The sequence below is a fragment of the Kineosporia sp. NBRC 101677 genome, from assembly GCF_030269265.1.
Lineage (GTDB): Bacteria > Actinomycetota > Actinomycetes > Actinomycetales > Kineosporiaceae > Kineosporia > Kineosporia rhizophila.
Genome location: NZ_BSTA01000019.1, coordinates 1 through 20,555, shown reverse-complemented (window position 1 = coordinate 20,555; position 20,555 = coordinate 1). Strand labels below are relative to the sequence as shown.

At 71.2% G+C, this 20,555-nt stretch carries 17 protein-coding genes and 1 rRNA gene; 2 read left to right on the top strand and 16 right to left on the bottom strand.

Features of this window, described 5'->3' with window-relative positions; translation table 11 throughout:
• Positions 1-45: 45 nt before the first annotated feature.
• Positions 46-654, top strand: a complete 609-nt coding sequence (locus tag QSK18_RS33855; RefSeq protein WP_232813978.1) for a hypothetical protein — start codon at positions 46-48, stop codon at positions 652-654.
• A 148-nt stretch (positions 655-802) separates the two neighbouring features.
• Here the strand turns inward: QSK18_RS33855 and QSK18_RS33850 are convergent, their stop codons facing one another.
• The 15 genes from QSK18_RS33850 to QSK18_RS33780 all read right to left on the bottom strand — a co-directional run bounded on the left by QSK18_RS33850 (position 803) and on the right by QSK18_RS33780 (position 17,474).
• A complete protein-coding gene (locus tag QSK18_RS33850; protein WP_285628008.1) occupies positions 803-1,666 on the bottom strand; it encodes an alpha/beta fold hydrolase in 864 nt (287 codons plus the stop codon).
• Between the two features lie 467 nt (positions 1,667-2,133).
• Positions 2,134-2,766: an NUDIX domain-containing protein gene (locus QSK18_RS33845; protein ID WP_285628005.1), complete on the bottom strand. Its 633-nt coding sequence runs from the start codon at positions 2,764-2,766 to the stop codon at positions 2,134-2,136.
• On the bottom strand, positions 2,763-4,547 hold the full coding sequence (gene pyrG, locus QSK18_RS33840) for a CTP synthase (protein WP_285628001.1): 1,785 nt from the start codon (positions 4,545-4,547) through the stop codon (positions 2,763-2,765). The genes QSK18_RS33845 and pyrG overlap by 4 nt, the downstream gene beginning before the upstream one ends.
• A gap of 103 nt (positions 4,548-4,650) precedes the next feature.
• On the bottom strand, positions 4,651-5,739 hold the full coding sequence (locus QSK18_RS33835) for a glycosyltransferase family 4 protein (RefSeq protein WP_285627998.1): 1,089 nt from the start codon (positions 5,737-5,739) through the stop codon (positions 4,651-4,653).
• Positions 5,740-5,741: 2 nt separating this feature from the next.
• Positions 5,742-7,553, bottom strand: a complete 1,812-nt coding sequence (murJ, locus tag QSK18_RS33830) for a murein biosynthesis integral membrane protein MurJ (protein WP_285627995.1) — start codon at positions 7,551-7,553, stop codon at positions 5,742-5,744.
• Positions 7,550-8,419, bottom strand: coding sequence for a hypothetical protein (locus QSK18_RS33825; protein ID WP_232813983.1), 870 nt, complete (start codon positions 8,417-8,419; stop codon positions 7,550-7,552). The genes murJ and QSK18_RS33825 overlap by 4 nt, the downstream gene beginning before the upstream one ends.
• A complete protein-coding gene (locus tag QSK18_RS33820) occupies positions 8,416-9,426 on the bottom strand; it encodes a copper transporter (protein ID WP_232813984.1) in 1,011 nt (336 codons plus the stop codon). The genes QSK18_RS33825 and QSK18_RS33820 overlap by 4 nt, the downstream gene beginning before the upstream one ends.
• On the bottom strand, positions 9,423-10,658 hold the full coding sequence (gene steA / locus QSK18_RS33815; RefSeq protein WP_269810967.1) for a putative cytokinetic ring protein SteA: 1,236 nt from the start codon (positions 10,656-10,658) through the stop codon (positions 9,423-9,425). Before steA ends, QSK18_RS33820 begins: the two co-directional genes overlap by 4 nt.
• A gap of 116 nt (positions 10,659-10,774) precedes the next feature.
• Complete coding sequence (recN, locus tag QSK18_RS33810; RefSeq protein ID WP_269810968.1) at positions 10,775-12,565, bottom strand: DNA repair protein RecN; 1,791 nt, start codon at positions 12,563-12,565, stop codon at positions 10,775-10,777.
• A 22-nt stretch (positions 12,566-12,587) separates the two neighbouring features.
• On the bottom strand, positions 12,588-13,664 hold the full coding sequence (locus QSK18_RS33805) for an NAD kinase (protein WP_232813987.1): 1,077 nt from the start codon (positions 13,662-13,664) through the stop codon (positions 12,588-12,590).
• A gap of 46 nt (positions 13,665-13,710) precedes the next feature.
• Positions 13,711-14,511 (bottom strand): TlyA family RNA methyltransferase, encoded by an 801-nt coding sequence (locus tag QSK18_RS33800; protein ID WP_285627961.1) that lies wholly within the window; start codon positions 14,509-14,511, stop codon positions 13,711-13,713.
• Positions 14,512-14,517: 6 nt separating this feature from the next.
• Positions 14,518-14,787, bottom strand: coding sequence for a hypothetical protein (locus QSK18_RS33795; protein ID WP_232813989.1), 270 nt, complete (start codon positions 14,785-14,787; stop codon positions 14,518-14,520).
• Between the two features lie 54 nt (positions 14,788-14,841).
• Positions 14,842-15,891, bottom strand: a complete 1,050-nt coding sequence (locus tag QSK18_RS33790) for an HAD-IIA family hydrolase (protein ID WP_285627958.1) — start codon at positions 15,889-15,891, stop codon at positions 14,842-14,844.
• On the bottom strand, positions 15,888-16,340 hold the full coding sequence (locus QSK18_RS33785) for a hypothetical protein (protein ID WP_232813991.1): 453 nt from the start codon (positions 16,338-16,340) through the stop codon (positions 15,888-15,890). The genes QSK18_RS33790 and QSK18_RS33785 overlap by 4 nt, the downstream gene beginning before the upstream one ends.
• A gap of 84 nt (positions 16,341-16,424) precedes the next feature.
• On the bottom strand, positions 16,425-17,474 hold the full coding sequence (locus QSK18_RS33780) for a tetratricopeptide repeat protein (protein ID WP_285627955.1): 1,050 nt from the start codon (positions 17,472-17,474) through the stop codon (positions 16,425-16,427).
• Here QSK18_RS33780 and QSK18_RS33775 point away from each other — a divergent pair.
• Positions 17,451-19,712, top strand: a complete 2,262-nt coding sequence (locus QSK18_RS33775; RefSeq protein ID WP_285627952.1) for a hypothetical protein — start codon at positions 17,451-17,453, stop codon at positions 19,710-19,712. The two genes, QSK18_RS33780 and QSK18_RS33775, sit on opposite strands and share 24 nt — an antisense overlap.
• 718 nt (positions 19,713-20,430) lie before the next feature.
• On the opposite strand, the gene rrf is transcribed toward QSK18_RS33775, so the two are convergent.
• A 5S ribosomal RNA gene (rrf, locus tag QSK18_RS33770) occupies positions 20,431-20,547 on the bottom strand.
• Between the last annotated feature and the right edge of the window lie 8 nt (positions 20,548-20,555).

Below are 20,555 nucleotides of genomic sequence, written 5' to 3'. Positions count from 1 at the left end.
CGTCTGGAACGGAAACTGTCGGTGGCGTGTGATTCGATCTTTCTCATGAGCGGTCGGTTCGTTCCGTATGCGGCCACACCCGGCCGCGCCATCGTGCAGGTCGTCGCCGACATCAGCGTGCTGCTGTGGGTGGTGGCCTGGTACTACGTGGCCAAGGCCGTGCACTCGGCCCTGTCCGCCATCGCCGAGGTCGGGGCCGACGTGCAGGGCGGCGCCAACGGCATCCGCAGCAACCTGAACGGCGCCGGAGACAGCGCGGGCGACATCCCGCTGGCCGGTGACGCACTGGCGAAACCGCTGAACGCGGCGGCCGGGGCCGCGCAGCAGATCGCCGATGCCGGCCAGGGCCTGGACGAGAAGGCCACCGCGCTGGCCATCCTGCTGGCGCTGGCGGTCTCGGTACCGCCGATCCTGGCGCTCGTGGTGCCCTGGCTGCTGCTGCGCCTGCGGTTCGCCCGCCGGGCCGGCGCCACCGCCGCCCTGGCCAACACCGAAGGCGGCGCCGACCTGCTCGCCCTGCGCGCCCTCGCCAACCGCCCCATGCCCAAGCTCCTGAAGATCACCGCCGACCCCCTGGAGGGCTGGCGCACCGGAGACCCAGAGGTAGTCCGCCGCCTCGCCGCCCTGGAACTGAGATCGGCCGGCCTCAAATAGGTCCGCCCAGCACACCGCGCGACCAGGCCCACCCCTCGATCACGGCCAGCCCGGCCCCACCCCTTGATCACGGCCGGCTCAGCCCCCTCGATAACGGCCAGCCCGGCCACACCCCTCGATCACGGCCGGATCTGCCCACTGCGCGAACTTAGGCCGAGTGGGGGCGCGGGCGCTTGGGAGTGCTGCCGGCGCCGACCCGGCCGATGATCGCCTGGGCCACCTGGTCCGCGTTCGTCTCCGGCAGCCAGTGGCCGGCGTCCAGTTCGACGAATCGGTAGCTGGACCGGTGGCTCTCCACCACGTATTCGGCAGATGCCTCGGCGGCCGCGCGGCCCAGGAAGGGGTCTTGCGAGCCCCAGACGTAGGTCAGCGGCAGCTTGGCCCGGCCTGCCGGGGTCGATCGTGAGTACGCCACTCCGCGATACCAGTTGAGCGCGCCGGTGAGGGTGTTTCCCTGTTGCAGCCGCTTGGCGTCCCTCTGGGCCAATGGCTTGGGCAGCCCTGTCCGCAGCAGCATCTGCTGCGCCCGATCACCGCGCAGGGCGAGCTCCGGCACCCCTGGCAGCTGGAAAGCGCCCACGTACCAGGACCTCAGGCCTTGCGCACTGCTCCGGGCGGCCTTCGCCAGTGCTGCCGGATGCGGCGTCGAGAGCACGGTCACCGAGCGAAATCGGTCGGCGTGCCGACCGGCCAATGCCCAGGCCACTGCCCCGCCCCAGTCGTGTCCCACCACATGCGCTGTCTTGTGCCCCACCGCGTCCATCAGCGCCAAGACGTCGTCCATGAGCTCCCCCATGGCGTACCTGCGTCGTGAATCCGGCTGTGCGCCAGGCGAATAGCCGCGCTGGTCCGGCGCGATCGTGCGCATACCCGCCGAATGGAGCAACGGCTCCAGCTTCAGCCAGCACGTGGAGGTCTGCGGGAAACCGTGCAGCAGGATCACCGGCGTTCCATTGTCCGGCCCGCTGTCGCGCACGTCGAAGGTCAGGCCGTCCCGGGTAAATCTCTGCATGGCCACAAAGCGTAGATGCGCTCCCACCCTGCGCATCTGAAGAAGGCACACGAGTCCCGCGCCCTTCTGGCACCCCTTCAGGTCTTCACAATGCGCACGCCAACATCACTCTGAGCGCCCGCAGGGGAGGAAGGGGAGTTTGCCGAGAGAATACTTGGACGTCCAAGCACAGTCTCGAGAAACTCCCTGTCCCGGCTGAGGTCACGCTTGGCTATGCGTCATCACGGACCGAGAGCGATTGGCTCGGCGCGGAGACCGACCCTGTTCGAATGCCACTTGGTGGGCAAGGGCCCGCCCAGAGGCCCCGGCTCGGCTCGGCCTGCTCATAGGCCCCGGCTCGGCTCGGCCCGCTCATAGATCCCGACTCGGCTCGGCCCGCTCATAGACCCCGACTCGGCTCAGAGCCCCTCATAGACCCCGACTCGGGCCCGGCGGCGAGATGCACGCCGGAGCCCGAGGGGGTTTCACTAGCGGTAGTGGCGGTGGGCGGGCCAGGGGGCGTTGGCGGGGCGGAGGGTGGACCAGTCCGCTGCCTTGGCGGCCACTGCGGCCAGGATGCCGATCGCTGCGCCGGGGTTGTGGATCTTTCCGGCGAGCACGGCGTCACGGGCCTCTTCGAGGGGGACCCAGCGGGTGGGCATGTTCAGCTCCTCCTCGCCGCGCTGGTACCGCTCGGCCTCGGGCACCTCGGAGATGCCGCGGGCCAGGTAGCAGCGCAGGGCCTCGTTGCTGCCGCCGGGCGAGTTGAACCACTCGGCCAGCAGGTCCCACTGCCCGGCCCGGATGTCGGCCTCCTCCAGCAGCTCCCGCTTGGCCGCCTCGACCGGGTCCTCGCCCGGCACGTCGAGCAGGCCGGCGGGCAGCTCCCAGAGTTCCATCTGCACCGGGTGCCGATACTGCCGGATCATCAGGACGCGGTCGAACTCGTCCAGGGCCAGCACCGTCACCGCTCCCGGGTGGTCCATCAGTTCCCGGGTGACCTGGCCGCCCTCACCGAGGTCGACCTTCTCCGAGACGATGTTCCAGACCTTGCCCTGGTGGATCAGGTCGTGGGCGATCACCGGCCGGGGAGCCAGGAAGTCTTCCAGCTCCTCGCTCACGCGGTCACCGAGGCGGCGTTGTCCGAAGCCTTACTGCCCGCAGCCGCCTTCTTCGAGGCGCCCTTGCCCGACGGGGCCGCGTTCTCCGCAGGAGCGGCGTGCTCGGAAGCCTGACGCGGGGTCTCGACCTCGACCAGGCGCTCGGCGCGCTGCCGGTCGACGGCCGCACCGATCAGGCCGGCGAACAGCGGGTGCGCACGGTCGGGGCGGGACTTGAACTCCGGATGCGCCTGGGTGCCCACGTAGTAGGGGTGCACCTCGCGCGGCAGCTCCACGAACTCGACCAGCGACCGGTCGGGAGACATCCCCGAGAAGGAGATACCGGCGTCCTCAAGCTGCTTGAGGTAGTTGTTGTTGACCTCGTAGCGGTGCCGGTGACGCTCGGAGACCTTGGCGCTGCCGTACACCTCCCGCACGATGCTGCCCTCGGCGAGCACGGCCGGGTAGGCGCCCAGCCGCATGGTGCCGCCCATGTCGCCCTCGCCCGAGACGATGTCCTTCTGCTCGTCCATCGTGGCGATGACCGGGAAGTGGGTCTCCGGCTCGAACTCGGTGCTGCTGGCGTCGCCCAGGCCGGCCACGTTGCGCGCGTACTCGATCACCATGCACTGCAGGCCGAGACACAGCCCCAGGGTCGGGATCTGGTTCTCGCGGGCGTAGCGCAGAGCGCCGAGCTTGCCCTCGATGCCACGCACGCCGAACCCGCCGGGCACGCAGATCGCGTCCACACCGCGCAGCGCCTTCGCAGCACCCTCGGGCGTCTGGCAGGTGTCCGACGCGACCCAGCGGATGTTGACCTTGGCGTCCTGGTCGAACCCGCCGGCCCGCAGCGCCTCGGTGACCGAGAGGTAGGCGTCCGGCAGGTCGATGTACTTGCCGACCAGGGCCAGCTCGACCTGGTGGGCCGGCTCGTGCACCCGGCGCAGCAGGTCGTTCCAGCTGTCCCACTCCACGTCGCGGAACGACAGGCCCAGGCGGCGCACCACGTAGGCGTCCAGGCCCTCGGAGTGCAGCACCTTCGGGATGTCGTAGATCGACGGGGCGTCGACCGCGTTCACCACCGCCTCGACGTCCACGTCGCAGGTCAGCGCGATCTTGCGCTTCATGCTGTCCGGGATCACCCGGTCCGAGCGGCAGATCAGCGCGTCCGGCTGGATGCCGATGTTGCGCAGGGCGGCCACCGAGTGCTGGGTCGGCTTGGTCTTCAGCTCGCCGCTGGGAGCCAGGTAGGGCACCAGCGAGACGTGGATGAAGAGCACGTTCTCGCGGCCGACGTCGCGGCGGACCTGGCGGGCCGCCTCGAGGAAGGGCAGCGACTCGATGTCGCCGACGGTGCCGCCGATCTCGGTGATGATCACGTCGGCCACGCTGGCCTGGGCCCGCATGCGCGACTTGATCTCGTCGGTGATGTGCGGGATGACCTGCACGGTGTCACCGAGGTACTCGCCGCGGCGCTCCTTGGCGATGACCGAGGAGTAGACCTGGCCGGTGGTGACGTTGGCCGACTGGCCGAACTCCACGTCGAGGAAACGTTCGTAGTGACCGATGTCCAGGTCCGTCTCGGCGCCGTCGTCGGTCACGAAGACCTCGCCGTGCTGGAACGGGTTCATCGTGCCAGGGTCGACGTTGAGATAGGGGTCGAGCTTCTGCATCGCGACGCGCAGTCCACGAGCCCGGAGAAGGTGACCGAGGCTGGACGCCGAAAGTCCCTTACCGAGGGAGGAGGCGACGCCACCCGTGACGAAGATCTGCTTGGTGAGTTCCGGTATCCGCTGAGCCACGGGCTTTCACGTTATCAGGGTCTGCGGGCCGTCGTGACCTCAGCCGCCTCGTTCGCCCGGATGGGCTACCGAAGTCCCTTTATCGGCGAGGGGATCTTCATCACTACGGCCGCCCGAGCAACTGCTGGTAACGGTTGTGCCAACGCTGGGTGACCTCGTCCTCGGTCGGCAGCGCCGCGACCCGGGCGCGGGCCCGTTCGGCGAGCTCGGCCGCCTGGGTGGGGTCGGTGAGCAGATCGCGGACGGCGGAAGCAAGCGCTGGTGCCGATCCGGGATCGACGAGCGCACCCGCGTCCTCAAGCAGGTCGGGAACCCCACCCACCGCGGTGGCGACCACCGGAACCCCGGCGGCCATCGCTTCCTGTACCGCCAGCGGGCGGGCCTCCCAGTCGCTGGTGAGCGCAAAGACGTCGGCCTCGGCCAGCAGGGCAGGTATGTCTTCCCGGCGGCCCAGGAAGGTCACTGGGGCGTTGACCCGGTTGCGCCGTAGCTCGAGCTGGTCAAGCAGCTCCAGATCGCCGTCTCCGGCGACAACCCACTGCACCCCGAGGACGTCTGCGGACAGGAGGGCGGCAGCGTCTACCAACACGTCCAGACGCTTCTGGGGGGCAATACGCGAGACGGTCAGCACCAGGGGGCCACGGCGGGGCGGCAGATCAGAACCAACAATGGACGATTGGACGCTCGCCTCCAGCGGCTCGGCCGAGACGATCGTGAGCTCCGGCCGCTTCGCGCCGAGCTGCGCGGCCCGGGCGACCAGGTCGGACGAGGCGCCGGTGAGCAGGTCGGCGCGAGTGGCCTGGATCTTCTCCGCCGCGGCGAGGACCCGACGTTTCGGCCCCCCTCCGAGCACGGCGTTGTGCCAGGTCACGATCACCGGCGGGCGCTGCTTCACCGACGCCGCCGCGAGCACCGTGAGCAGACCGGCCTGGTGCCCGTGGGCGTGCACGACGCTGGCCTCACCGATCAGCCGGCGCAGCGTCTTCAGCGATGCGCTCAGGTTGTGCCGGCCCACCGGCCATTCCGGGACCACGTCCAGCTTCGTCCCGGAGAACCGGGTGGCGGTGATGGGACTGGTGAAAACGCCTACGTCCCAGCCGAGCTGGTCCAGCCCAGCAGCGAGCCCGGCCACGTGCCCGGCCACTCCCCCGGTGGCCGGCCCGGCCACCAACAGCACACGATCCGCACTCATACCTAAGCCTTCCGGGTGATCCGTCCGATCAGCATGCCCAGGTTCCGGCGGTCCAGCACCGCGAGCAGCGCGGTGAAGACCAGCGCCGACACAGTCGCAGCGACCACGCCGGCGAACAGCGACAAGATCACGGACGCTTCCCGCCCGTCCAGTACCAGGTAGGACGTTTCCCGACCGGCCAGCGCAGCGACCAGTGCGGCGATGCCGGAAAGCACCAGGAGGCGGCCCAGCCCAGCCACGGACTCGGCCCCCGCCACCCGACGCAGGGCGAGCACCAGCAAGAACGCCGCGACGGCCATGCCGACGGTGTTACCCCAGGCCAATCCTGTGACTACAGGCGCCAACTGTGCCCCTACAACAGAGCCGATGATGACCGTGCCCCAGCCGAGGGAGGTGGCCACCGCGGCCGCTCTACCCCGTTCGCGGGCGTAGAGGGCGCGGCCGATGTGGGCGATCAGCGCGAAGCCGACCAGGCCGGGGGCCATGACGGTGAGGGCGTTGCCCATCTCCCCCAACATCGCCTTCGATCCGGAGGTGGTGTCGATAACGGTGAAGAACTCGCCCACCGCCACTGCGGCACCTGCGAGCACGGCGGTACCGAAGAGCGAAACCAGCACGACCACACGCGTACTGGAGGCTGCAGTCGCTGCGAACCCAGCCTCGTCCCCCTGTGAGGCTTTTTCGGCCAGCCGGGGGAAGGCACTCGTAGCCAGGGGAACAGCAAGCACCGCGTAGGGCAGGAAGTAGACGGCCTGGGTGTACTGGAACACCGGGAAAGCATTGGTGCCGCTACGACTGGCCAGAAGCAAGGCAGTTAGCAACGCGGCCTGTTGCGCCAGGAGGGCTGCGATGCCCGCCGAAGCAAGAGCTAGGCCCCGCCGGGCGATCCCCGGGGGGAAGGTGAGCGTGGGGCGGATACGAATTCCCGCCCGGTAGGTGGGCCACAGCAGGGGCAGCGTCATCACCGCGACGCCCGCCGTGGTTCCCCAGACCAGCCATGCTTCCGCCGCCCGGGGCAGCCCTCGGGCAGCGTCGACGCCTTCGTTGGTGGAGCCGTAGATCAGATAGGCGCCGACCACCACGAGACTGGAGAGCAGGGGCGCCGCGGCCGGCCAGAAGAAGCGGCGGTGGGCGTTCAGTGCGCCGGTCAGGATGACCCCGATGCCGTAGAGCGCGATCTGCGGCGCGAACACGGTGATCATGCGAGCCACCAGATCCTGCTGTGCCGCCAGCTCCAGTTGCCGGGCCGGACCGGCCTGGGCGTCGCCGTCGATCAGGAGCCTGGACAACGGAACGGCAAGCACGGCGAGCAGGATCGAGACCGGCACCAGCACGATCAGCACCCAGCCGATCAGCGCAGAGACGATCTTGTTGATCTCTTCACGACGGCCACGGGCCAGCGGCCCGGCCAGGAGTGGGACCACCGCGCTGGCCAGAGCCCCACCGGCGACCACCTCGAACAGCAGGTTGGGAAGCAGATTGGCAGCCGAGTAGGCCGCGCCCACTCCGCCGGCGCCGACCTGGGTGGAGAAGACCAGCCAGCGGCCGAACCCCACCACCCGTGCCACTGCCGTGACCGCCGCGATCAGAGCAGCCGAGGCGAGTAGCCCCCGGACGACCGGAGCGGCCGCAGTGGCGGGCTCAGCCTGGCCCGTGAGCGCAGCAGCCTGGACATGGTCGGGCGACCCACCGGCCTCAGCGGGCCCGCCGTGGCCGCCCTCCAGACCCTGACCGGTGTGCTGGGCACGGTCGACGAGGTCGTGGCGATCCGCCCGCCGCTCTTCGTCCGGCTCAGAGGATTCCGAGGTGCTCACTGGGCGGGACGTCGGCCCAGCTGGTCCAGCTCGCGCAGTACCGGCGTGTTGGCGATGACCTTGGTGAAGCTGACCTTCTCGCTGGCCAGGGTGAGCCCGCCGACGACCGCCAGCACGGCGAGCTGGCCCTTGCGGTCGAGTCCGCTGACCGCGGCGGTGCCCAGCAGGGCGCCGGCCGCGTTGGCACCGGTGTCTCCGAGCATCGCCTTCTCGGCCAGGTCGAACGGCAGCAGGCCGGCGCCGGCGCCGCAGACCACGGCCACCAGGTTGCCTGCCTTCTCCGGGGCCAAAGCCGCGGGGGCGAAGAGCAGCATGACCTTGATCGCGCGGCCGGGCCGCAGGTCGAACAGGTTCATCAGGTTGGCCGAGCCGGCCACCACGGCGCCCGAGATCAGCGTGTCGGTGGTGCGGCTGAGGCCACGGGTGAAGGCCCCGGCGTCGGCCAGGTCGCGACGGGCGGGCACCAGCAGGGCTGCGGCCAGGCCGGTGGCGCCGATGCCGAGCACCTTCAGGCCGCCGGTGGTGACGTTGCCCCGCGCCAGTTCGCCCAGGTGACCACGCAGGCCCTTGCTCTTGCCGGTCTCGCGCAGGTCGTCGATGGCGCCGAACACTCCGCCGCCCAGCGTGGCCACGACTGCCGCGGCCTTGGTGCGGGCCGGCACGCCCGGCGCGATCAGCACGGCCGCAGCGGTGCCGACCGTGTAGGCCGGGCCCTCGAGCAGGGTCAGGGTCTCGCCCCGGTGGTTCTGCCGTTCCCACAGCTCGGCGCCGCCGGGCGGGAACTTCCTGAGCAGCTTCCAGGCGTCGCGGGCCGCGAAGGCGGCGCAGGCGGCCAGCGAGGCGGTACCGATCAGACGACGGATCACGGGTTGTCTCCCTTGCCTGCGGCGTCGGTGGCCTCGGTGCGGGTGGCGAGCGGTGGCAGGATCCCGTCCACGCCCTCGCCGAAACCGTAGGCGCCGGTCGCCCCGGAGAGCTGTTCCTCCAGGGCCAGCACGGCGGTGACCACACCCATCGCGGTGGTACCGGTGTCGACCGTGGAGACGTCGGCGCTCACTGCCTCGTCGTCGCGGATCGCGGTGATCACACCGCCGGTGGCGGCCGAGGCGGGTCCGGTGGCCACCGCGCCGCCGCCGGTGGCGTCGAGCCGTCCGGCCAGCGCCACGTAGGCCGGGGCCACCTCGTCGGTGTCCGCCGCCGTCGCGGCCGGCTGGCCGGTGGCCTCCGGGTTGGCCGGGACCACCAGCACCGCGCCCGAGGCCAGGCCGTCGAGGTCGCCCTCCACCTCGATCAGCTCGGCCGTGGACAGGCCGTTCAGTGCCGTGGCGGCATCGGCCGAGCCAGTGCCGGAGAGCGTGCTGCCGGCCGCGGAGACCGTGGAGGTGGCCAGCACCTGGGCCAGCCGCTCGGCGGTGGTGCCCTCGGTCGGCACGTAGCCGCTGGGCAGCTCGCCGGCCAGCGTGGACAGGGCCGCAGTGCGGTCGGCCTCCTTGTCGGCGGCCGTCCAGTTCTCGGTCAGCCGGATCCGGCCGGTGACACTGCCCCCGGCCGTGCCGATCGCCTCGGTGAGCGGCTCGACCACGTCGTCCTCGACCCCGGGCAGCGCGATCACGGCGACCGCGCGGCCGGTGAGCGCCCCACCCACCAGGGCGGGCGTGGTGGCCTCGGCGAACTCGTCGCGGTGGGTGACCGCGGCCGAGGCCGTGTCGACCTGCTCGCGCAGCTCGTCGCGGTCGGCCCGGAGCACGCTGACCTGCTCGGTCAGGGTGGAGCCGATCGAGTCCTGCAGCGGGCCGGCGCCCAGCACGATGCCCACGGCCAGGGCCAGGAACACCGAGATGAGCGATACGAGGTGGTACCGGAAGTCGATCATGTGCTGAGAGTTCCCCGCCAGTTCTGCGTCAGTGCCTCGGGGATCGGGTCGGTGAACCAGCCGCGCACCCAGGCGGTGAGGTCGTCCCACCGCGCCCCGATCAGGGAGTAGAAGGTCTGCCCGCCCTCGGTGGAGGCCAGGGCCACGCCCAGCGCGACCAGCCCGGCGATCGCCAGGACGGCCAGCTGCCAGTTGCTGATGCGCTGGCGGTACAGCCGGGAGACGCCCTTGGCGTCGACCAGCTTGCTGCCCACCCGCAGCCGGGTCAGGAACGTGCTGGCCATGCCGGCCCGGCCCTTGTCGAGGAACTCGACCAGGGTGACGTGGGTGCCCACGGCGACGATCAGGGACGCGCCCTTGTCGTCGGCCAGCAGCATGGCCACGTCCTCGCTGGTGCCGGTGGCCGGGAACACCACCGGGTCGACCCCGAGGTCGCGCACCCGCTGCAGACCGGGCGCGTTGCCGTCCCGGTAGGCGTGCACCACGATCTCGGCGCCGCAGGTGAGCGACTTGTCGGAGACCGAGTCCATGTCCCCGACGATCATGTCGGGGGTGTAGCCGGCCTCCAGGACGGCGTCGGCCCCGCCGTCCACCCCGACCAGCACCGGACGGTACTCGCGGATGTACGGGCGCAGCGTGGCCAGGTCTTCCTTGTAGTGGTAGCCCCGCACCACGATCAGCGCCTGACGGTTCTCGAACGAGGTCTTCACGTCCGGGACGCCGACCCCGTCCAGGAGCAGGTCGCGCTCCTTCTTCAGGTACTCCATGGTGTTGGCCGCGAACGACTCCAGCTGGACGTTCAGCCCGGCCCGGGCGTCGTCCATCGCCGCCGACACCGTGGCCGCGTCCTGCTTCGTACCCCGGGCCACCACCTTGTCGCCGGCCCAGATCTCGTTGCCGTCGATCCGGACCCGGGTGCCCTCGGTGATCGTGGTGAGCACCGACTCGCCCACCCCGTCGATCAGCGGGACCCCGGCCGCGAGCAGGATCTGCGGGCCCAGGTTGGGGTAACGGCCGGAGATGCTGGCGGCCGCGTTCACCACCGCGCCGGGCTTGGCCGCGACCAGCGCGTCGGCGGCGACCCGGTCGATGTCGGTGTGGTTGATCACCGCGATGTCACCGGGCCGGAGCCGCTTGGTGAGGTCCTTCGTGCGCTTGTCGACCTTCGCGACCCCGTGCACCCCTGGACCCTCCGCCGGTTCCGGACGGCGGCCTCGGGGCAGGGACGGCAGCTTCACGGGAACGATCGTGCCATGTCCGGAACGGTGCCTCGGCCGGGGAAGGTTCCGGATGACAACGATTCGGAACCGATCACCCGTTCCCGAACCCGATTCAGCGCCGTCCGGTCCTACACCAGCAGGCGATCGGCCTCGGCCATCTCCAGCAGTTCCTCGGCGTGCGCCTGGGCCGACCCCGAGTCCTCCAGGCCGCCCAGCATGCGAGCAAGCTCACGGATCCGGCCGTCGGTGTCGAGGGTGTGCACCCCGCTGCTGGTGACCTCGCCGGAGTGCGCCTTGCGCACCAGCAGGTGCTGATCGGCGAACGCGGCGACCTGCGGCAGGTGGGTGACCACGAGCACCTGGCTGTTGCGGGCCAGCCGGGCCAGCCGGCGGCCGATGCCGAGCGCGGCCTTGCCCCCGACGCCGGAGTCGACCTCGTCGAAGACGAACGTGGGCACCGGGTCGACCGCGCCGAGCACGACCTCGAGGCCGAGCATGACGCGCGACAGCTCACCGCCGGAGGCGCCCTTGCCCAGGGGCCGCGGGGAGGCGCCCGGGTGCGGTGCCAGGAGCATCTCGATCTCGTCGGCGCCGTCCGGGCCGAACGCAACCGGCGGCCCCTCGCCGAGCATCGTCGCCGTGTCCCCGGCCGGGTCGGTCAGGTCGATCGTGCTGTCGGCCGCCAGCACCAGACCGTCCTCGTCGGGCCGGTGCGAGACCTCGACGAACAGCCGTGAACCGGCCATCGACAGCTCCTGCAGCTCGGCGGTGACCGCCTTGCCCAGGCGGGCCGCCGCGGCCCGCCGGGCCTTGGTCAGCGTGACCGCCTGCTGCGCCAGCTTCTGCCGCAGCTGGGCGACCTGGGCCGCGAGCTCGTCCACCGCCTGCTCGTCGTTGTCCAGCTCCAGCAGCCGGACCGACGCCTGCTGCGCCCAGGCCAGCGTGGCGTCCACGTCCTCGCCGTAGCCGCGCACCAGATGGCTCAGCGTGGCCCGGCGGTCCTCCACCGCGGCCAGCCGCACCGGGTCGGCCTCGACACCGGCGGCGTAGGACGCGCACTCGGTGGACAGGTCGTCGACCAGGTAGCCGATCTCGGTGGCCCGGCGGGCCAGCTCGCCCAGCGCCGGGTCGTGCGCGGCGCCACCCTCGAGGGCCCGGCGCACGGTGTTGATCAGCCCGGCCACGTCGTAGCCACCGGCCTCGGCGCCGCCGGACATCGCCTGGTTGGCCGTGGCCGCGGCCTGCTGCAGGCCCTCGGCGTGCGACAGCCGCTGGGACTCGGCCTTGAGCTCGTGGTCCTCCCCCGGCTGGGGGGCGACCTTCTCGATCTCCTCCAGCCCGGCCCGCAGGCGCTCGGCCTCGGCGGCCCGCTCGGCGAACTGCTGGGTGATCTCCTGGTGCTTCTTCTCGGTCCTGCGCAGCTCGCCGTAGGTCTTGCGGTAGGCCGCCAGGGCCTTGGCCACCGTGGTGCCGCCGAACCGGTCGAGCGACTCACGCTGCTTGGCCGTGGACTGCAGCCGGATCTGGTCGCTCTGCCCGTGCACCGCGACCAGGTCACCGGCCAGCTCACCGAGCACCCCGACGGGCACCCCGCGACCGCCCAGGTGGGCCTTCGAGCGCCCGCCCTCGGCCGCGACGGTGCGCGAGACGACCAGCGTGTCGCCGTCGTCCAGCTCCGCCCCGGCCTCCACCGCGCGGGTGGCCGCCGGGCCCTTGGGGTCGAGCGTGAGCCGCCCCTCGACCAGTGCGCTCTGGTAGCCCTCACGCACCGATCCGGGGTCGGCCCGCCCGCCCATGAGCAGGCCCAGTCCGGTCACGACCATGGTCTTACCGGCGCCCGTCTCACCCGTGACGACGGTCAGGCCGGGTCCGAATTCCAGCACCGCGTCGTCGATCACACCGAGACCGCGCAGGTGCATCTCCTGAAGCACGTCGACGACTCTAGGGCAGTTCTTCGACGGTCGGCGAGGTCGGTGGCCCGGATGTGCCCGGGTTCTTCCCGGATCCGCCGTTCGAAACGGTGTTCGAAGGATATTCCGGACCTTTTGCCTGAGCCCCCGACGAATCGGAGTGGGCCACGGCACCCCAGCCGCCCACCGGCCCGTGCGAACCGCGCGTCGCCCGGCCCCGCCAGCCGTGTACCGGCAGCCCGAACTTGGCCACCAGCCGGTCGGTGAAGGGCGGGCGCGCGAGCCGGGCCAGCCGCACCGGGACCGCCGAGCGGCGGACCTCGACCCGGGCTCCCGGCGGCAGTTCCATGCTGCGGCGGCCGTCACACCAGAGCATCGCCCGGCCGGGCGTGTCCTGAACCAGCTCGACGGCAGGCACCGAGGTCGGCGCCACCACCATCGGCCGGGCGAACAACGCGTGGGCGCTCAGCGGGGCGAGCAACAGCGCCTCCACCTCAGGCCAGACGATCGGTCCCCCGGCCGAGAACGCGTAGGCGGTGGAGCCGGTCGGGGTGGCCATCACCACCCCGTCACAGCCGAACTCGGTGACCGGGCGGCCGTCGACCTCGATCACCACCTCGATCATCCGCTCCCGGTTGGCCTTCTCCACCGACGCCTCGTTCAGCGCCCACATATCGGCGATCCGCACACCGTCCAGGTCGACGGCGACGTCCAGCGTCATCCGTTCCTCGACCTCGTAGTCCCGGGCCGCCACCCGCTGCACCGTGTAGGCCAGGTCGTCGCGCTCGGACTCGGCCAGGAACCCGACGTGCCCCAGGTTCACCCCGAGCAGCGGCGCGGTGTGCCCGCGCACCAGCTCGGCGCTGCGCAGGATGGTGCCGTCGCCGCCGAGCACGATCACCAGCTCGATCGCCTCCAGCGGGTCGGCCGAGCCGGCCGGGTGCAGCAGCTCCATCGTCTTGTCGGTCAGGCCCTCGGAGTCGCTGGGCATGACGATCGGCTTGATCCCCGCCGCGACCAGCAGGTGGACGAGTTCCTCAGCCGCGGCCACAGCGGCTTCCCGGCCGGTGTGGGCCAGGACGAGCACCCGGCGATCGGGTGTGCTCATGAAGCTCCCTCAGTCAGTCTGTGCCGAACCTCGGCAGGTACGTGGTTCAGCTCGGTCCCTGCGCGATGGCGGTGTCCAGAGCGGCCGGGTCCAGCGGCGGCGCCTCCGCGTGCAACCACAGGAAGTACTCGACATTCCCGCTGGGCCCGGGCAGCGGGCTGGCCACCACACCCTGGACGCCCCGCCCCAGCTCCAGAGCGGTCTGGGCGACCGTTCGCACGGCGTCGGCCCGGATCTCGGGATCACGCACGACCCCGCCCGACCCCAGCCGTTCACGCCCCACCTCGAACTGCGGCTTCACCATGAGCAGCAGATCGGCGTCGGGGGCGGTGCAGGCGATCAGGGCGGGCAGGACCAGCCGCAGGGAGATGAAGGACAGGTCTCCCACCACCAGCGACGGCGCCGGTGCGACCTGCTCGGGGGTCAGCTCGCGGATGTTGGTGCGGTCGAGCACCGTGACCCTCGGATCCTGCTGCAGAGCCCAGACCAGCTGGCCGTAGCCGACGTCCACGGCGACCACGTGTTCGGCCCCCCGACGCAACAGCACGTCGGTGAAACCGCCGGTGCTGGCCCCGGCGTCCAGACAGCGCCGGTTCTCGACGCTCAGTTCGGCGAAATGGTCCAGCGCGCCGGCCAGCTTGTGGCCGCCACGGCTGGCGTAGCCCGGGTCGGAGTCGTCTTGTTTGACGACGATCGCCACCGCCGGATCGACCTGCGTGGCGGGCTTGGTGGCGATCGTGCCGGAGACCAGCACCCGGCGCTCCAGCACGAGTTTCTGCGCTGCATCACGGGAACGGGCCAACTGCCGGCGCACCAGTTCGGCGTCGAGCCTTCGTAGACGTGCCATCGCCGACTAGCTCTCCACGTCCGCGAGGCGGTCCTGCAACGTCTGGTGCGCGGACTCGTAGGCCTCGAGCTGGAAGTCCAGATCGGCACCGGAAGCGTCCGAGACCAGCTCCATCGCTTCGTCGACGGCCTGGTCGCCGGTGACGGGCGGCTTCGGCGCGGCGGCGGGCGGCTCGGGTACGGCCGCGGGCTCTTCCGGCGTGATGCTGCTCTCCGGCCCCTCAGGGGTGACCGTTTCGGGCAGACCAGCGTCGACGGGCGGGTACGCGCTCGTCACGGTGTGCCCTCCGGCAAGTTGGCGGTGCGATGAATAGTCATGCTGGGCGTCACGCTACCGGCCCCAGGGACCGTCGCCCTCCTTGGCGTACAGCGCCTTCAACAGCTCCTGGCCGTCCGGGGTCTCCCCTGAGGCATCCGCGTGCTCCCACGCCGCAACCACTCCGGCGCGCACCAGGTCGAGGGCGTCTTCACCTGCTTCGAGCACGGTGACCGCCCCGTCTTCCACCCGGGCCCGCGAAGTACCGACCGTGACCACGGCACCGTCGATCTGCGGCCCATTGTGCGCGTCCATCAACCCGTTCAGGTCACGGGCGATCAAGTGAGGACGAGTGTGGGCACCAGCGGCGATCAGATCACTCACGCGGTGGACACCGGTGAGAACGACAAGACCGACCATGTCGGCCGCCCGTGCCCCCTCCAGGTCGGTGTCGAGACGATCGCCCACCACAATCGTCCTCTGGCTGCCGTAACGGGCCGCTGCCTCGAGGAAGAGCGTGGGCTGGGGCTTGCCGGCCACCTCGGGCTGGACCTGGGTGGCGGTGATGACGGCCTGGACCATGGTGCCGTTGCCGGGGGCCGGCCCGTAGGGCGTGGGCACGGTGGCGTCCATGTTGGTGGCGATCCAGGGCAGACCCGCCCGCACCGCGCGGGTGCCCTCGACCAGCAGCTTCCAGTCGATGTCGGGGGTGAAGCCCTGGACCACGGCCACCGGGGACTCGTCCATCGACCCGACCGGCTTCAGCCCGGCCTCGTCCAGCGCCTCATACAGGCCGGCGCCGCCGACGACGAGCACGGGCGACCCCGCGGGCAGGCGCTTGGCGAACAGCGCGGAAGCAGCCTGAGCCGAGTTCACCACGTCGTCGTCCTCGGCGTGCACGCCGAGTTCCCGCAGGTGAGCGGCGACCACCCGCGGCGGGCGGGAGGCGTTGTTGGTGACGAAGGCGGTGCGGGCCCCGGCCGCCCGCACCCGGTCGAGCGCCTCGGGAGCACCGGGCACCGCCTCGGGCCCGATGTAGACGACCCCGTCGAGGTCGAGCAGGACGGTGTCGAACTCGGCGGACGGCGCGCGGTCCAGCCCGATCAGCGTGGAGGAAGAACTCACAGGACGTCACCGTAGTCGTCCACCGGCATCAGGGTGTCCGGCACCTCGACGGAATCGACGACGTCGGTGCCGGCGTCGGTCTCGGGCGCCTCGACCACGAACGACTCGTCGTCCAGGTCGATCAGGGCAGGCTCGTAGACCGGCTCGGGGTCCACCCCGTCGATCAGGTCGATCTCGTCGCCGTCACCCACGTAGACGTCGTCATGAGGAACTGGGGACGTGGTGGGGTCGTCGATCGGTGAGGTCTCGTTCCCGACGGGGCCGGGTTCGTCGAGGACCAGAGTGCGCTGCTCAGGTGCTGACTGCGCCAGAGGCTCGGGCTCGGCCTCCGGCGCGGCGGTCGTGACCAGCTCCAGGCTGTCGGCCGGTTCACCACCGCCCTCGTAGGTGGTGCCGTCGTACTCGTTGCCTGCGGATCCGTCGTGCCCTGCGTCCGTGGAGCTGACCATGGCCGTTCTCCATCCCTGGCCGGCGCCGGCATCCGTGCGGCCGGGTGGCGAAGTGCCACCCGGCCCCGGCAGGGACGGAACGGATCAGTCCTGCCGGTCGGCGCTCCTGTCGGCATCCTCGCGCCCACCGTGTTCGAAGCGCACTTCGAAAGGTGTTCCTGTGGCATTTTCTGCCTTGGCGTCACCGGAACCCTGGCTCGGAGCGGTGCTCCCAGCACTCACCGTGTCCGAGTCGGCCTCTTCGGTGTCCTCGAGGTCCTCATCGTCCTCGTCATCCTCGTCGTCGAGGTCGTCGTCCTCGTCATCGTCGTCGTCGAGGTCGTCGGCCTGGTCGTCGAGGTCGTCGGTGCTGTCCTCGAGGTCGTCGTCCTCGTCGATCTCGCCGTCCTGGGCGTGGGCGTCCTGGGCCGGCTTCTGCCGGTCGGCGGACCGGGGGGCGTCGTCCCCGCCCTGGCCGTCCTGGTCGTCCTGCTCGCCGTCCTCGTCGTCGTCCCACTCCAGGTCGTAGACCTCGAGCTCGTCGTCGTCCAGGTCGTTCACGCCGGCGGAGCCGTCCGGGTCCTCGGCGATCGCCCGGCTGCGCCAGGACTCGGCCTCCTGCTGCCGCTTGGCCGCCTTGAGCGCCTCGGAGTACGCGAAGCGCAGCCGGGCCAGGCTGGGCGAGCGACGGTTGCTCTCCAGCTCAGGGATCTGCAGCACGACCACGGCCGCGTCGAACTCACCGAGGTCGGCCCGCGCCCCGGACTCCACGATCTTCAGCTCGATCCGGTTGTCGGCGTCGAGGGTCTTGGCCTCTTCGCTGCGCGCCAGCTCCAGCGCGCGCTCCGGCCGGCCCAGACCGCGCTCACAGTCGGCCATGATCGCCAGGTGCTCGTTCGACCCGGTGATCCGGCGCGCGGTGCGCAGCTCGGCGAGGGCATCGGCGTAGCGGCCGGTGCGGTAGGCAGCCAGGCCGGCGGTCTCACGCACCACACCCAGGCGTCCCCCGCGCTTACGGGCGGCCTCGGCGTGCTGCCAGGCCCGCTCGGGGTCGGACTCGATGAAGTAGTTGACGGCGGCCAGGTGCGCCCCTGTCTGCACGGCGACCTCGCGGGTCAGGCCGGACAGTTCATGGCGGACAGCCTTGTCGAGCATCCCCGCGTTGATCCCCTCGGGGATCTCCGGGTCGCGGCCGGCAGCCTTGCGCACCTGCATCGGACGCAGCGCGCGGCCGTCGTCGGAGCGCTGGGTACGCGTGGTCGCGGCGGGACGACGCTCGGAGCGGTCCCGCTGCTCCCGGCCGCCCCAGCCCTGAGACTGCTCCCGGCGCGGACCGCGGTCGCTGCGCTCGGGACGGTCATTACGCTCGCTGCGCTCGGGCGCCGCGTCGTCGCGAGGCGTGCTGCTGTCGCCGGACCGCGCCTCCTGAGGCTTGTCCTCGCCCCAACCACGCTTCTGGCCGGCAAAGCTGCCGCGGTCGTTGCGGTCGCCGCGGAAGCCTTCGCGGTTGGCGAAGCCCCCGGAACGACCACCCCGGTCACCGCCGGAGCGAGAGCCACCACGGTCGTCGTTGCGGTCGCCGCGGAATCCACCACGGTCACCACCCGGCCCACCGGACCGGAAGTTGCTGCTGCTGCGGCCATCACGCTCTCCGCGGAAGCCACCCCGGTCATTGCGGTCGTTGCGGTCGCCGCCGAACCCACCGGAACGGCCGTCACGGTCGCCACCGGAACGGAAACCGCCACGGTCACCACCCTGACCGCCGGAGCGGAAGCCGCCTCCGGAACCACCACGGTCACCACCGGGACCGCTGGAACGGAAACCGCCGCGGTCACCACCCTGACCACCGGAACGGAAACCACCCCGGTCGCCACCAGAACCACCACGGTCACCGCCGGGGCCACCCGAACGGAATCCGCCCCGGTCGCCACCCGCACCGCCGGAACGGAAACCGCCACCGGAACCACCACGGTCACCGCCCTGGCCACCCGAGCGGAAGCCACCACGGTCGCCACCGTTGGAACCGCCACGGTCACCACCGGGACCGCCGGAACGGAAACCGCCACGCTCGCTGCTGGGACCGCCGGAACGGAAACCGCCGCCGGAACCCCCGCGGTCGCCGCCCGGGCCACCAGAACGGAAACCACCACGGTCGCCACCACGATCAGCACCGGGACCACCGGAACGGAACCCGCCACGGTCGCCACCAGAGCCACCACGGTCGCCGCCAGGACCGCCCGAGCGGAATCCGCCACGCTCGCTGCTGGGACCGCCGGAACGGAACCCGCCACGGTCGCCACCAGAGCCACCACGGTCGCCGCCAGGACCGCCCGAGCGGAATCCGCCACGCTCGCTGCTGGGACCGCCGGAACGGAATCCACCCCGGTCGCCGCCGCGGTCGCCGCCGCGGTCACTGGAACGGAACCCGTCCCGGTCACCACCCTGACCACCAGAGCGGAAGCCACCGCCGGAACCACCACGGTCACCGCCCGGGCCACCGGAACGGAAACCACCACGGCCACCACCGGGGCCACCAGAACGGAAACCGCCACGGTCACTACTGGGACCGCCGGAGCGGAAACCGCCCCCGGAGCCACCACGATCGCTGCTCGGGCCACCGGAGCGGAACCCGCCACGGTCACCACCGGGACCACCGGAACGGTAGCCACCGCCGGAATTCTCACGGTCACCGCCCGGGCCACCGGAACGGTAGCCACCGCCGGAATTGCCACGATCGCCGCCCGCGCCACCAGAGCGGAATCCGCCACGGTCACCACCGGGACCGCCAGAACGGAAACCACCGCCGGAATTCCCACGGTCACCGCCCGGGCCACCAGAGCGGAAACCGCCACGGTCACCACCGGGACCACCGGGACCACCGGGACCACCGGAACGGTAGCCACCGCCGGAACCGCCGCGGTCACCGCGGTCGCCTCCGGAACGGAACCCTTCACGGTCACTGCTGGGACCGCCGGAGCGGAAACCGCCTCCGGAACCACCACGGTCACCGCCCGGGCCACCGGAACGGAACCCACCACGGTCACCACCGGGACCACCAGAGCGGAAGCCACCGCCGGAACCACCACGGTCACCGCCCGGGCCACCGGAACGGAACCCACCACGGTCACCACCGGGACCGCCAGAACGGAAACCGCCCCCGGAGCCACCACGATCACTGCCCGAGCCGCCAGAGCGGAAACCGCCACGGTCACCACCGGGGCCACCGGAACGGTAGCCACCGCCGGAACCACCACGGTCGCCGCCCGGGCCACCGGAACGGAAACCGCCACGGTCACCACCGGGGCCACCCGAGCGGAAGCCACCGCCGGAACCACCACGGTCACCGCCGGGACCGCCAGAACGGAAGCCACCGCCGGAACCACCAGGACGTGAGCCACCGCGGTCGCCGCCGGGACCGCCGGAGCGGTAGCCGCCGGAACCACCACGGTCGCCGTCGCGGCCCTGGCCGGAACGGAAGTCACGGTCGCCGGACGGACGGGAGCGTTCACCGTCGCGTGACCAGCCACCTTCGCGGGTCTCACCGGAAGAACGGGAGTTGCGCATGCCGGCGACCCGGCCACCGGAACGGGCATTGTTGCCACCACGGGACGGGGCGCGGTCACGGTCGCCCGCACGCGACTGCCCGTCCCGACCACCACGGGGGCCGGCCGATCCTCTGCTGGGACCGCCCTTGGCGTAGTCGTTCGTTCGAGGACGCTGCCTGTCGGGCTCGCCGGCCATGACTCCCAATCCTTCGTGATTGCTGATGGTGCTTCGTTCGTGGTGCTCGTGATCGATACGTCGTCGTCGCACGCGGAAGCTGCTCGGCCAGGCGGGCGCGCCACATCGAGGACACCCAGCTCCACCGGGTACCGGCGGCCACCACTGTTCAGAAGACGTACCAGTACAACACGAGCCTGGCACTGCTCTCGCCGCCCGCACCCCGGAGGGCCCGAATGGCGGCATGAAAAAACAGTGGTGGCGGCCTGCTCCTCGGGCCGTGTCCGTTACCCCGGAACCCTCGTTAGCCCCTGCGCGGAGCGCGGGTGAGGATTCGACGGGTGAACACGGCCATGAAACCGGAGCGGCCGCCACCACTATCTATGAAGTTGTCCGGCGATGTCCTACTCTCCCACACCGTAACCAGTGCAGTACCATCGGCGCTGGCAGGCTTAGCTTCCGGGTTCGGAATGGGACCGGGCGTTTCCCTGCCGCTATGATCGCCGTAACTCTCTC